Source organism: Brucella grignonensis (genome assembly GCF_002252505.1).
Lineage (GTDB): Bacteria > Pseudomonadota > Alphaproteobacteria > Rhizobiales > Rhizobiaceae > Brucella > Brucella grignonensis.
In genome coordinates this window covers 152,650-165,430 of the sequence record NZ_NNRL01000168.1, presented here as the reverse complement: position 1 = coordinate 165,430, position 12,781 = coordinate 152,650, and the positions used below count along the sequence as shown (strand labels likewise).

The window sequence follows — 12,781 nt, the reverse complement described above, 5'->3', positions numbered from 1 at the left end:
CCGGCCACGAGATGCCTCAGGAGATAGTATCATGATCAGTCTACACGGTAGAAAATATGCCGCATCGCTGAGTGCGGTTGTGCTGGCATTCTCCCTTGGGGTTGCTCACGCCAGTGATTATAAGGCCAGCACTGCGGAAGGCCCGATTAAAATCGTCAACCTGAACGACCTTGAAGCTCAGGTTCAGAACAATATGGAAAAAGGTGCCTTCGGTTATATCCGCGGTGGTGCCGAAAATGAGCAGAACCTCCGCTCGAATACATCTGCGTTTGACAAGAAATATATCATGCCACGCGTCATGCAGGGCATCGAACTGTCGAACATTGACTTGTCGACCAGTTTTCTTGGCCTCAAGCTGAAAACGCCTGTCATTCAGGCCCCAATGGCCGCGCAAGGACTGGCGCATCAGGACGGTGAGATTGCGACAGCAAAAGGCATGGCCAAGGCTGGTTCCATCTTCTCACTTAGCACCTATGGCAATAAGACAATTGAAGAAGTGGCCGAGGTCTCAGGCGACAACCCGTTCTTCTTCCAGCTCTATATGAGCAAGAACAACGCATTTAACGAGTTCACGCTGAAACGCGCCAAAGATAGTGGTGCGAAGGCCATTATTCTGACGGTCGACTCGCCGGTTGGCGGCTATCGTGAAGATGATATCAAGAACAGCTTCCAGTTCCCGCTGGGCTTCGCCAATCTGGAACTGTTTGCCAAGCAGAAAGACGACGGTTCTAAGACCGGCAAGGGCGCGGGCATCAGTGAAATTTACGCTCAGGCCAAGCAGGCTTTTACACCGACGGATATCAAATACGTGAAGGATCTGACCAATCTGCCCGTCATCGTGAAGGGCATTCAGTCTCCTGATGATGCCGACACGGTTATCAAGGCAGGGGCGGATGCCATATGGGTATCCAATCATGGCGGTCGCCAGTTGGATAGCGGTCCGGCATCCTTCGAGGTGTTGCCGTCCATCGCCAAGGTCGTCAACAAGCGTGTGCCGATCGTATTTGACAGTGGTGTTCGCCGAGGCTCGCATGTGTTCAAAGCGCTTGCCAGCGGTGCCGATATTGTCGCTGTCGGGCGCCCGATCCTCTACGGGCTCAACCTGGGCGGTGCTGAAGGTGTGAATTCCGTTGTTCAGCAATTGAACAAGGAGCTGACCATCAACATGATGCTGGGTGGCGCGCAGAACATTGAGGCAGTCAAGAAAACCCGACTCTATACCGATAAGGATTTCGAGTAGTCTTCGTAAAGAGTGAAAAGGCGGTCATTTTCTTGACCGCCTTTCGTTGGCTCGGTGAACTCGTCAAAAGAGCAGTTTGACGAGCAACGGAACAACAAGTGATGTTGCAATAGCGTTCAGGGCCATGGCAATTCCGGCGAAGAGCCCAGCCGTTTCATCGACATCAAAGGCACGTGCGGTTCCGATGCCGTGCGATGTCAGCCCCACCGCAAATCCACGCGCAGCGTAGTCTTTTATCCGCATGGCATTCATGAAAGGGGTGACGACAAGCGCACCGATAATGCCGGTGAGTATAACCAATACTGCGGTTAGCGACGGTGTGCCGCCAAGTGTGGAAGAGATCGCCATGGCAACCCCCGCAGTTGCGGATTTTGGTAGAAAAGAAATCAGCACTTCATTGGAGAGATTAGCCCATTTGCCCATCACGACAATGGAAAGAACGGCAAAGAACGAACCGACGACCAGCGCTGCTCCCATTGGGATGAGCGCTTGCCGCACCTGATGCCATTGGCGGAATAGAGGCACCGCGATGGCGACAGTGGCTGGACCAAGCAGGAAGTGGATAAACTGAGCGCCCTCAAAGAACGTTCCATAGGGAACATCGAAAATCACGAGCAGGCTGGAAAGCAGCACGATGGAAATCAGTACAGGATTGGCCAATGGATGGCGCTTCAGTCGAACGGAAATATGCGTCGCAACGATCCATGCGCATAATGTGAGAGTGAGCCACAGCAATGGTGATGCTGAAAGGTACACCCATAGTTCCAGCGGATGTTTCATAAAGCTACCTCCGCCTCATGAAGCGTTGCACAAGAATGAAAGTCCAGACCGTCACCGCCAATGTGAGAATTGCCGAGATCACCACGATAGCCAGAATTGCTGTGGCTTGCCCCTGAATCTGGCTCCACATAGCGACCACTCCGACACCCGCCGGGACAAAAAGCAGGCCGAGATTACCGAGAAAACCATCAGCCGCTGTTTCTGCTTCGGCAAAGATACCCCAGTCGAATATCTTGCACAGTTGCATGGCAACAAACAGAAGCACGAGCCCCACAACGGGGCCTGGTATGGGAAGTCCGCTCAAGAAGATGATGCTTTCGCCAAGCAGCTGAAACAACAATAGCAGCGCTATACCCTTGATCATGAACGCGTCGTCTCCGGTTGCAATCTCAAAAGCCAAGATAAACGACTGGCAGTCCCATAGTCTATATCGCCAGCGGCGATAGTGTTCTCTGATTTACAAGATCATATGCCCGTCGAGTGGGTCTATATCGCAGGCACTTTCAGGATACCGGGTTCCCAAAATGTGCCTTCTTGTATGGCAACGAGCAGTACCGATATTATACTCAGTTACTAACATATACTGCTGGCTAAGATTGTCGGCATAGGCCTTAAGGAGAGAATAACATGGAATTGGGCGTATATAGTTTCGGGGACGTGCAGAAGAATACCGTCACTGGCGAACTCGGCTCTACGGCAGATGCAACGCGCAACCTGCTCGAGGCGATCCAGCTCGCTGATGAGGTGGGTCTCGATTATTTTGGTATCGGCGAGCATCATACACGTGAGATGCCAGCTTCGGCTGCGACCGTCATTCTGGGTGCTGCGGCATCGACGACAAACAACATTAAACTTGGCAGCGCCGTCACAGTGCTGAGCACGGACGACCCGGTGCGGGTTTATCAGCAGTTTGCCTCGGTGGACGCGTTGTCGAACGGACGCGCCGAAATTACGGCCGGCAGAGGGTCTTCAACGGAATCTTTTCCGCTTTTCGGACATGATCTCAACGATTATGACGAACTTTATGCTGAAAAACTTGATCTGCTTTTGAAGATCAACGAAAGCGAAAAGGTCACCTGGCAGGGTAAATTTCGTCCCGCGCTAAACGATGCACTTGTTGTGCCGCGTCCGGATAGCGGATCGCTGCCGGTCTGGCTTGCCACCGGGGGTAATCCGCACTCGTCAGTTCGTGCGGGCCTGCTTGGCCTGCCGATTTCCTACGCTATTATCGGCGGTCAGGCATCGCGGTTTGCACCGCTGGCTGATCTTTACCGGCGCGCGGCCGCCCAAGCGGAAATTGCCCCGGAAAAGGTGAAGGTCTCGGTCGCAAGCCCGGGTTTCATCGGCGAGGATGCAAAGGAAGCCAAGGAATTCTTCTGGACCCATTGGCATGCGGTCATGGAACAGCTCGGCAAGATCCGGGGCTTCGCGCCGCCGCCACGCTCGCACTACGACAAGGAAGCAAGTGGCGCGGGTGCACTCTTTGCGGGTAGTCCGGAGGAAATCGCCGAACGTATCGTCGAGTTGCACAAGCACATTGGTCATACACGACAGTTCTTTCAGATGGACGTCGGACAGATGCCACACAAGGCATTCCTGCGGTCGATAGAATTGCTGGGCACCAAGGTGAAGCCGCTCGTTGATGCGGAACTGGGTTCTGGAAAATAAACAGGAGCAAACTGAATATGCCAATATCTCAGGTCAAAACTATCGGCATATTGGGTGCGGGCCGTGTCGGCACCGCCATAGCTCGTCGCGCAATTGCGGCGGGCTATGAGGTGCGGCTGGCAACTTCCAAAGCGCCGGAAGACATCGCCCTTGTGCTGGAAATCATGGTGCCGGGTGCAAAAGCTGAGACGGCGGAAAACGTGATTGCAGCTGCCGACATTGTCGTGCTTGCATTGCCGCTGTCTAAATATCGCAGCCTTTCACCGGAACTGTTGGCCGATAAGATCGTTGTTGATGCCATGAACTACTGGGCACCAACAGACGGAACAATTGCCGAGTTTGAAGGCGAGCGCTCGAGCAGCGAGATTGTGCAGGAATTCTTGGCACATGCGCGGCTGGTGCGGAGCTTTAATCATATGGGCTATCACGAAATAGATGAGGAAGCTCGCCCGGCAGGCGATCCGGAGCGTCGTGCGATGGCAATTGCCGGAAACGATGCAGATGCACGCCGGGAAGTCGCCGTCTTTATCGACCGTATCGGATTCGATCCTGTCGATGCAGGAGCGCTGCCTTTCAGCCGTTCATTTGATACCGGAACGCCGCTGTTCGGCGCGATGGTCAATCGGGCAGATATGGAGAATGCTCTCCAATTGCAGCGTGCAGGATAGAGCACTCCCAGCAAAAGTGCGAAACGGTTTTGCCGAGAGTGTAATAAGTCAAACAGTTAGAGCGGTTCCGCCCATTCTGTTAGAACGGGAACCGCTCTGGAAGATCAGAGAGTGGGAGGAGACTGAAATGGTCGATATGAGGATGGGGAGAGAAGACAAAGACGCCCGCAACGGACGTTATGTGGCCCGCATCGACGGAATTGATGGTGAAACTGAAATCACCTTCACCAAGCGCGGCAACAGTCTGATCAGCGCCGACCACACAGGGGCGTCGGACAGCATGAAAGGTACGGGATCGGCTGCGGCGCTTGTAACCTTCATGATTGAAGATGCACGCCAGAACGGAATGAAAATCATACCACTCTGTCCCTATGTCCGGGCGCAATATCGCAGGCACCCGGAATGGGCAGATGTGATGACGGTACCGCCGGGCGAAGACCCGACAATCTGACTATACTGTTTTCGTTTGCTGTGTCTCGATGAAAGTCACAAACCCTGCAAGGAATGTCTTTAGTTGCGTGATAAGAGCCTCGTCCGTCAGCTTTCCCTGATTGTCGAACACATTACCCGCGTGTGAAACCAGCAGGCGTCCTGCAAACCATGGTTCAGTGCGCAAAGTACGCAAAACCGGGAGCCACGCATTCTGGCTCAGCACTGTGCCGAAGCCTCCCGGTGACGCTCCAAAAAGAGCAACCGGCTTGCCGCCGAAAACACGAGCGATATCGTTGGCCGGACGAGACAGCCAGTCGATGCCGTTCTTGAAAACGCCGGGAATAGAGTTGTTGTATTCCGGTGTTGCCAGAAGCAGGCCGTCGGCACTGGCAACGGCTTCCTTCAGTTCTGTGACACGAGGTGGCAAACCTTCGCTCGCTTCGAGATCCGCATCGTAAAGCGGAATACCATGCAGCGTTTCCACCACCATCTGCGAGCCTTCTGGCATGAGGCTTGCTGCGAGTTGCAACAAATGAGTGTTGTAAGAGCCGGCCCGAAGGCTTCCGGAAATGCCTATGATTCTTACCATTTTACCTGCCGTTCGCGTGATCTCTGGTACTAGTTCACAAATATAGGTGACGCCGCGCTCAGGCGGCGTCTGTGAATTAAGATATCCTAGATTGCTCAGCTGGATAGAGTAAAAATGCCCAGACTGATTTCTGATCCTGGTTCAATCAGATCGGTGTTCCATAGTGCTACGCCACCAATGAGCGCCGATTAATCTCACCCTTTCGAGCCACGTATTTGGCGTGCGGTGCATTTTCGTGGATTTCCGGAATAAGCGGGCCGTTCGGGCCTTGTGGAACAGATGCTGTCGTTACCACAGGAATCTTCGCCAGCGTCGCCATTTTTGCGAGGGCAGTCGCGTGGTTTCGCAGAACTGTAAATGGCATATCTGCTACGGTTTGAAAAAGCCCACTTTGGTGGTCAATCAGCAGCATGGCGGAGTCATCGGGATCGATGATAGGGCGCTGTCCGTTGAAATTTGCTATTGTCATTGGTCCTAACCTTCCCTGTTTGTCCGTTCAGTGTTTAATGTTTGGTCACTCGACCCGGTTTAGGAAGTAAGCGAACTCTGTGAGCTCGACGTTCTTTGCGCCATTCTCTTGGAAAAATTGAATATGAGGACCTTCATTGTGGTGCTTGTCACGCTGTTTCCTGGAAGCCCAGCGTTCGACAAAAAGAGGAACCGTCCGGGATCGTTTTGGTCGACAAAAAGATCATAACTGATGCTACCGTCCTCTTTGCGGGATTCTTCAGTAACCACTTTCAGGTCGTGGCGTAGCGCGTTTTCCTTGCCCATTTTTGCTTTAAGGCTAACGACGAGAAACAGTTCGCTCATGTCCTGATCCTTTCAATGGCCAAAAATAGGAGGAGCCGGTCCAGAGGCCGGCTCCTTAAGGATAGACTATTCAGCCTTGTCGTAGGCAAACTGAATGCCAGCTGTGCCGCCGGTCTCGATGAAGAGGTTCATGAATTGGGGAACAGTTTCCTTGCGTTGCCAATCTCGCTGCAGTTCGCAGAACAATTGCGGGACGCTGATCATCTTGCCTCCGGCCTGCTCTATCCGTCGAAGTGCTGCATCATGCGCAGCCAATGAGGTGCCACCGACCGCATCCGCAACCACATAGACCTCATAGCCTTCGGCAAGGGCATCAATCGCTGGAAAGGTCAGACATGCTTCAGTCCAGAGCGCAGTCATGATCAGCTTTTTGCGCCCGGTTTGTTCGACCGCCTTGCGAAACTCGACATCTTCCCATGAATTGATCGATGTACGGTCGTAGGTTGGAATGCCTTCCAAGGCCTTGCGGACCTGCGGGATAGGCGGCTTGTTGAGGCCTGTCTTGACGTTCACGGTCGAATGAACAATCGGGAGATCATAAACCCGCGCCGCCTTGCTCGCGCCAACGATATTGTTGATGAGAAGTTGTCGGTCCATTGAGGCGATCGAATTCACCTGAACCGGCTGGTAGTCAATGATAATGAAGGCGGAATTCTTAGGAGTGAGTAGTCGATCTTTTACGGGATCACGTATCGGTTCGCTTGTCATTGCGTCCTCCTTTGAAGTCAACACTGCTTACGCTCCGCGCTAAAACGCGGATACAATAGAGAAAAGGTGCTGTTTTGAAGGCGTGTGCACTACCGAGCGTCAATAGAACACGTAGAATTACGCATTAGATCTAACGACTTAGATACTATCATTAGGATGGTGTTGGGTGAAGATTGAATATTAGAACATATCGTTTTATTAATGCAACGATGCAGGATTTGAACGATCTCTTCTATTATGTTCAAGTTGTATCCAGCGGCGGCTTTGCTGCGGCTGCGCGGAGAGTGGGTGTGCAGAAATCCACTCTGAGCCGTAGAATTTCTCTTTTGGAAGAGCGCCTTGGCACAACATTGATTTATCGAACAAGTCGTCAGTTTTCTGTAACGGAAGTTGGCGCCGAATATTATCGTCGTTGCTTGATCGTGCTGGAAGACGCGGACGCTGCGCAGGAGTTTATCGAGCAAATTCGCGAAGAGCCTCACGGAATAATCCGCATGGTCTGTCCGGTTGGGTTGCTTAACTATCAATTGAGTGAATTGATTGCGGTGTTCATGTTACGGCACCCAAAAATTGAAATCCATCTGAAGTGTTTAAATCGGCACGTCGATCTGGTTGGTGAAGCTTATGATCTTGCCATTCGTGAAAGCCTGGAGCCACACGACAATGCAACCCTTTCGAGGCGTTATCTAGGAAGTCATTCTCAATGTCTTGTTGCCAGCCCGACACTTTTCGAGCGAGGTAAAATTCCAAAGAATATGCAGGAACTTAAGGCTTATCCAAGCCTGGCATTTGGTTTCCCCATTATGGACCGAAGTGGAGCTGCGATGCATTTACGGAATGAATGGGTGTTCTTGGACGCGAAGAATAAAACGAGGCGCTTTCAGCACACCCCACGTATGGTGACCGATTGCCTGATGACTATCCATACCGCAGCACGTCATGGTCTGGGGATAGGGTTGCTTCCGCATCGGTTTGTTGTCGATGATATTTATTCCGGACAGTTATTGCGCCTCCTACCGGATTTACAACCGATGCTTTGTCCAGTTTATGCGGAATATCCGTCATCGCGGAGCGTCAGGCCGATTTTGCGAATTCTGCTCGACTATTTGGCAGAAGCCTTCATGCCATTAGAGGACACGATCTCGGTTTGATCATTCTCTTTTGCTGAAACTGTAAGCACAACAATCCGGCTGAGGTTATTTTTCACTGCAAGAATAAAGCAAATGAGTTGCTCTCGGTAACATCAGATAGTTTACCCACAAAGACGCAAACGCAATTCAAATTTGTATGGTGATCACTTGGCTGTATGATTGTCTTTTGAAGCCATTACATCAGTCCAGTCGTCAATGAATCGTTTGCGTTGGGCTTCATCCTGTGTAGCAAGCAGGGCTGGGCCAATACGAACAGGGCGGCCGACACCGCTTTCAATAAGCGATGGTGGGCCATCAACCCCTGCCGGAAGAGTTCCATCTCGCGAGAAGAAGAATGCCTTTTCTCTTGCAACGCGCCGCCCGCGTTCAGACAGAAGATAGTCGATAAAACGCGCTGCGAGATCGGGATGTTTTGCTTTTTGAGGAATTAGTGTAGCGCGGCTCAAAACAAGTGTGTAATCGCGGGGCAGCACGATTTTCAGCTTTGGGTTGCGCAGGCTCGCTGCATAGGCGTAAGATCCTATGATATTGTATCCTATATATATTTTTTGATCTTCAATGTCGGCCAGGATCGAGTTGTTGCAACAGCGAAGCTGAGTATCGACACGGCTCATACTCTCCAACAACCGTCCATAAGCGGTAGAGTTTTGTTCAGCGTCAAGGAAGGCAAGAAGATAGCCAACCCCGGATTGGCGCAAGTCATAGGTAGCGACATGTCTTCTAAAGTATTCCTGTTTGCGCCGCAGAAGATCGGCGAGTTCACCACGCGTATGAGGAACATCCTGCGGCAAGACATAATCACTGTGATATACAATGACAGATGGTTCAAAGGTGAAGCCATAGACCTCGTCGCGCCAGTTATTGGCATGGTTCTCTATTGCCCGCGTTTGAGCAGAGACATGCGGTACAGCACATCCGTCATTGGCCAGTTTCACCATCTGATCCACAGAAGATGACATCAGAAGATCGCCGAAATTCTTGCCTTCGCGGCAAGCTATATCAGCCTCACGGTAGAGGTCATTTGTGACAAAATCAGTGTAATCGACAGCGATATGTGGCTCAACTTCCTGAAAATCCCGCACCAAGGGTTTTAAGGCCGAGGTATCCGCAGCTCCTTTGATCACAAGCCGACCGGTCTCTTCGCTCAATGCAGGGAAGTGTGTCGTTGTACCTTCATCTGATTGAGCGTGTGCCATACCCATTGTTATGATTGTGAAAAAAGCGGCTAGAAGATAGATTTTCAAGATGCATTCTCCGATGCGCATGGCAAATCGAGTATCACAGTAAAGCCTGTTGCCCCTTTTTCCCGGAAGCGGATCAAACCATCATGTGCGAGCGCAACTTCTGCGGCTATGGCGAAACCAAGGCCTGATGCGGCGGCGGCTTTGGAAGAAGCGGCATTAAAACGGCGCGACATCTGATCCCATTTCTCAGGCGGAATGCCGGGCCCGTCGTCTTCGACTTCAACACAAATACGCTGCTCAAATTGCATGACGCGCACATCAAGACGTGAGATTGCTCCATGGCGCAGCGCATTGCTGATGATGTTGGCAATAGCTTCCCGCAAGCTCACCGCGTCGCCGTTGACAATCAAACTGGGCCGCCCCGCCTCAAAAGAAATGACCATGTCCGGATCAATCGTCAGGGGAATTGTGTGATTGAACGCCATGCGGGCCACTTCAACGAGATTGACTTTCTCAAGCTTGATGATGCCCGAACGGTGAATGACCATGGCGTGGCTGAGCAATTGATTGGTTAATTGTGCCAGTTCGCCCGTACGCGTTTTAATACGTTGAGTACGTTCCCGGTCCGCCTGGCTCATCCGATCTTCGTCGAGCATATCGACTTGAGCGGAAAGAGCAGTCAAGGGTGTGCGTATCTGGTGTGCGGCATCGGCAATGAATTGCTGAAGGCGCACAACCCGTTGGTCCAATCGTGTCATGAAATGATTGATCGCGCCCACAAATGGCAGCAATTCTTGCGGCGCAGGTGTCTGCATTGGGGTCAAATCTTCCGGATTACGCAGTCGCAGCGCATGGGCGAGGCTTGTTACAGGTTTAAGTGCATAGCGCACAGCCAGAAATGTCCCGCCAAGCCCAAGTAAAATCATGATGCCAACAATGAGCATGGCACCTTGCGTCACCTCGCCAGCAAGCGTCCGCCGCGCCTCGGTGGTTTGGGCCAGAACAACATAGACCCACCCACTTTGTGCTTGATCGGCAAGTGCGCGAGAGACGGTAATAATGCGAACTTCCGCACCGCGATATCTTTGGGTTTCCAGTTTCGGATCGCGACGTGCAGCAATAAGGTCGTCGTCGATATTGAGATCAGGATAACCGCTGACGACCATCCCATCGGGACCAACGATGCGATAGAAAATGCGATCTCTTTCGGCAAAGCCAAGAAGTTCAAAAGCAGAAGGCGGCAGGTTGACGATCAACTTGCCATCCGTCTGGGTAATGCCGTCGGCGATCTGAAGGGCGGCTCCTCGCAACAGCTGATCATAGGTTTTATTCGCGGCGGTCTGACCATAATACCATGCTGCTGTGATCAGGATGCTCGCTCCGATGAGCAGAACCATGCCGACACGAATTACAAGGCGCGAAAAGAGCGATGGTTCACGCGTTCTCATCGATCACCAGTTGATAGCCAATACCGCGCTGAGTGATAATCGATACGCCCGAGCCTTCAATTTTCTTGCGTATTCTGGAGATGTAAAGCTCGACCGCATTGTGATTGACGCCCTCGTCAAAACCGAACAGAGTATCCATCAGTTCATCTTTGCTGAACAGTCGGCCCGGGCGGGTAGCGAAAACCTCCAGAATGGCAATTTCGCGTCGTTTCAGCTGAACCTCGCGATTGCCTATGCGCACGTTGCGGCTTTGTCTATCGAGCTGTAAATTGCCACAAGCAATGATATTGGTCGTTTCACCACTGTTGCGCCGCAGCAAAACACGCACGCGTGCTTCCAGTTCACGAAAATCAAAGGGCTTGACCAGATAGTCGTCTGCGCCAAGATCGAGAGCGCTTACCCGATCCTCGATCTCTGAGCGCGCTGTTAGCACCAGAACCGGGACGACTTTTTTCGCGGCCCGTACACGACGCAATATGTCAAAGCCGCCAAGCCCGGGCAGCATGACGTCAAGAATGATTAGATCATAATCGGTAAAGTCGAGAATTTCAGCCGCGGCTAACCCGTCTGTCTCCCAATCAACCGAGTGTCCCACTCGCTCCAACCGTTGATTGATTGCCTCCCCGACATCCCGCGTGTCTTCGACCAATAGGATGCGCATAATTTATAAATTGCACGAAAAATTATCACTCGCAACAAAATCCTGTCTGGTTTTGACAGGTTGCTGACAGTTTAGGCAATCAATCTATGTATTATGGCGAATTTTTCGTGGGAGCGAAGAGTTTTCCTATATCCTTGGGAGGATATCGATTTTCTGAAAACTTTAGTCTGCTTCATATGAAGCGGAAATACTATTGCTTTGTCCAGTAAAATCGAAATGCAAAGTGCTTGTATTTAAGTCTAAAACTTAACAAGTCGCGTAGCGTGTCCTTCCTTGAGATTAGAAATCAATTTGGGAGGACTACGGAAGTGAAGCATTCTTTTTCTTATGCCCTGATTTCAAGCGCTGCAACTTTGGCTATAGCCATGCCAGCGCTGGCGGCAAGCGAGGATCTTGTAGAAGCGGCTCGTAAAGAGGGTTCAGTCACTATTTATTCGGCGACCGATCAGGCACAGGCACAGGCAGCGCTTGATGCATTTGCAAAAAAGTATCCTGGTATCCGCGTCGATTACAACGATATTGGTACAAACGGCGTTTATAATCGTGTGATTTCGGAAGCCGCCGCGAAGCAAGTGGGTGGCGACGTGTTCTGGACTTCGGCGATGGATCAGGGCGTGAAACTCGCAGTCGATGGATATCTGGAAACGTATAAATCAGCTGAGAGTTCGTCACTGCCGAGCTGGGCCGTCTATAAAGATATCGTTTATGCGACATCGATCGAGCCCATCGGCATGATCTATAATAAAACAGTTCTGCCCGAGGACAAGGTTCCACAAACACGTGAAGATCTGATCAATTTCATTTCCAGCGGCGATTACAGCGGTCGTATCGCGACGTTTGATCCCGAGAAGTCAGGTGTCGGCTTCCTTATTCAGACCAACGATCTGGATAATACCAAAAATTTTTGGGATCTGACCAAAGCACTCGGCGCCGCCAAGGGAAAATCTTACTCATCGACCGGCTCAATGCGTGAAACTGTGGTTTCGGGGGAGAATGTTCTTGCTTACAATCTGATCGGTTCATACGCTCTGGATTGGGTGAAGAGTGCACCAAATCTTGGTGTTGCCTTCGGCAAGGATTATACGCCTGCCTTCTCACGAGTTACGGGTGTGCTGAAAGATGCACCGCATCCGAACGCTGGAAAGCTGTTTATTGATTTTCTGCTTTCTCAGGAAGGTCAAACAGCCCTTGCTTCCAAGGGAATGCCTGCACTGCGTAAGGATGCAACAGAAGGTTATAATATCGACACGCTCAATGAGCTGGTCGGTGGCAACCTCAAGCCAATTGCACTTGATGAAACTCTTCTTCAGTTCATGGATCCCATGAAGCGACTGAAATTCCTCAATGAATGGCGTGCAGCGCTGAAGGGTTGATAATTATCTAAGCCCTGTTGGCTTAGACGGCTCCTCCCGGTATGGGGCCAGTGCATCAAAGTCTTT

General features: G+C 51.5%; 14 protein-coding genes and 1 pseudogene. 6 read left to right on the top strand and 9 right to left on the bottom strand.

Features of this window, described 5'->3' with window-relative positions; translation table 11 throughout:
* Positions 1-31 precede the first annotated feature (31 nt).
* Complete coding sequence (locus CEV33_RS22280; protein WP_094542538.1) at positions 32-1,240, top strand: lactate oxidase; 1,209 nt, start codon at positions 32-34, stop codon at positions 1,238-1,240.
* Positions 1,241-1,303: 63 nt separating this feature from the next.
* Here the strand turns inward: CEV33_RS22280 and CEV33_RS22275 are convergent, their stop codons facing one another.
* Both CEV33_RS22275 and CEV33_RS22270 read right to left on the bottom strand, forming a co-directional pair.
* Positions 1,304-2,020, bottom strand: a complete 717-nt coding sequence (locus tag CEV33_RS22275; RefSeq protein ID WP_094542537.1) for an LrgB family protein — start codon at positions 2,018-2,020, stop codon at positions 1,304-1,306.
* 4 nt (positions 2,021-2,024) lie between these two features.
* On the bottom strand, positions 2,025-2,384 hold the full coding sequence (locus CEV33_RS22270; protein ID WP_094542536.1) for a CidA/LrgA family protein: 360 nt from the start codon (positions 2,382-2,384) through the stop codon (positions 2,025-2,027).
* A 263-nt stretch (positions 2,385-2,647) separates the two neighbouring features.
* On the opposite strand from CEV33_RS22270, the gene CEV33_RS22265 reads away from it, so the two are divergent.
* From CEV33_RS22265 to CEV33_RS22255, 3 genes are all read left to right on the top strand, one after another.
* Positions 2,648-3,688: an LLM class flavin-dependent oxidoreductase gene (locus tag CEV33_RS22265; protein WP_094542535.1), complete on the top strand. Its 1,041-nt coding sequence runs from the start codon at positions 2,648-2,650 to the stop codon at positions 3,686-3,688.
* A gap of 17 nt (positions 3,689-3,705) precedes the next feature.
* On the top strand, positions 3,706-4,356 hold the full coding sequence (locus tag CEV33_RS22260; RefSeq protein WP_094542534.1) for an NADPH-dependent F420 reductase: 651 nt from the start codon (positions 3,706-3,708) through the stop codon (positions 4,354-4,356).
* Positions 4,357-4,483: 127 nt separating this feature from the next.
* Positions 4,484-4,807 carry a GNAT family N-acetyltransferase gene (locus CEV33_RS22255; protein ID WP_094542533.1) on the top strand — a complete coding sequence of 108 codons (324 nt, stop codon included), beginning with the start codon at positions 4,484-4,486 and terminating at the stop codon, positions 4,805-4,807.
* On the opposite strand, the gene CEV33_RS22250 is transcribed toward CEV33_RS22255, so the two are convergent.
* The 4 genes and pseudogenes from CEV33_RS22250 to CEV33_RS22235 all read right to left on the bottom strand — a co-directional run bounded on the left by CEV33_RS22250 (position 4,808) and on the right by CEV33_RS22235 (position 6,898).
* Positions 4,808-5,377, bottom strand: a complete 570-nt coding sequence (locus CEV33_RS22250) for an NADPH-dependent FMN reductase (protein WP_094542532.1) — start codon at positions 5,375-5,377, stop codon at positions 4,808-4,810.
* A 187-nt stretch (positions 5,378-5,564) separates the two neighbouring features.
* Positions 5,565-5,846 (bottom strand): annotated as a pseudogene (locus CEV33_RS22245) (hydrolase); the annotation flags it as partial.
* A 59-nt stretch (positions 5,847-5,905) separates the two neighbouring features.
* On the bottom strand, positions 5,906-6,190 hold the full coding sequence (locus CEV33_RS22240; protein ID WP_208620247.1) for a putative quinol monooxygenase: 285 nt from the start codon (positions 6,188-6,190) through the stop codon (positions 5,906-5,908).
* A 66-nt stretch (positions 6,191-6,256) separates the two neighbouring features.
* Positions 6,257-6,898 carry a hydrolase gene (locus tag CEV33_RS22235; RefSeq protein WP_094542531.1) on the bottom strand — a complete coding sequence of 214 codons (642 nt, stop codon included), beginning with the start codon at positions 6,896-6,898 and terminating at the stop codon, positions 6,257-6,259.
* Between the two features lie 173 nt (positions 6,899-7,071).
* Between CEV33_RS22235 and CEV33_RS22230 the strand changes: the two genes are divergently transcribed.
* Positions 7,072-8,049, top strand: a complete 978-nt coding sequence (locus tag CEV33_RS22230; protein WP_141211616.1) for a LysR substrate-binding domain-containing protein — start codon at positions 7,072-7,074, stop codon at positions 8,047-8,049.
* Between the two features lie 143 nt (positions 8,050-8,192).
* Here the strand turns inward: CEV33_RS22230 and CEV33_RS22225 are convergent, their stop codons facing one another.
* Genes CEV33_RS22225 through CEV33_RS22215 form a run of 3 tightly spaced genes read right to left on the bottom strand, consistent with a single transcriptional unit; the run spans position 8,193 to position 11,342 of the window.
* On the bottom strand, positions 8,193-9,293 hold the full coding sequence (locus CEV33_RS22225) for an ABC transporter substrate-binding protein (protein ID WP_235818500.1): 1,101 nt from the start codon (positions 9,291-9,293) through the stop codon (positions 8,193-8,195).
* Positions 9,290-10,681, bottom strand: a complete 1,392-nt coding sequence (locus tag CEV33_RS22220) for a sensor histidine kinase (RefSeq protein WP_094542529.1) — start codon at positions 10,679-10,681, stop codon at positions 9,290-9,292. Before CEV33_RS22220 ends, CEV33_RS22225 begins: the two co-directional genes overlap by 4 nt.
* Positions 10,668-11,342, bottom strand: a complete 675-nt coding sequence (locus CEV33_RS22215) for a response regulator transcription factor (RefSeq protein WP_094542528.1) — start codon at positions 11,340-11,342, stop codon at positions 10,668-10,670. The genes CEV33_RS22220 and CEV33_RS22215 overlap by 14 nt, the downstream gene beginning before the upstream one ends.
* A gap of 308 nt (positions 11,343-11,650) precedes the next feature.
* On the opposite strand from CEV33_RS22215, the gene CEV33_RS22210 reads away from it, so the two are divergent.
* Positions 11,651-12,715, top strand: coding sequence for an ABC transporter substrate-binding protein (locus tag CEV33_RS22210; protein ID WP_235818499.1), 1,065 nt, complete (start codon positions 11,651-11,653; stop codon positions 12,713-12,715).
* Positions 12,716-12,781 lie beyond the last annotated feature (66 nt).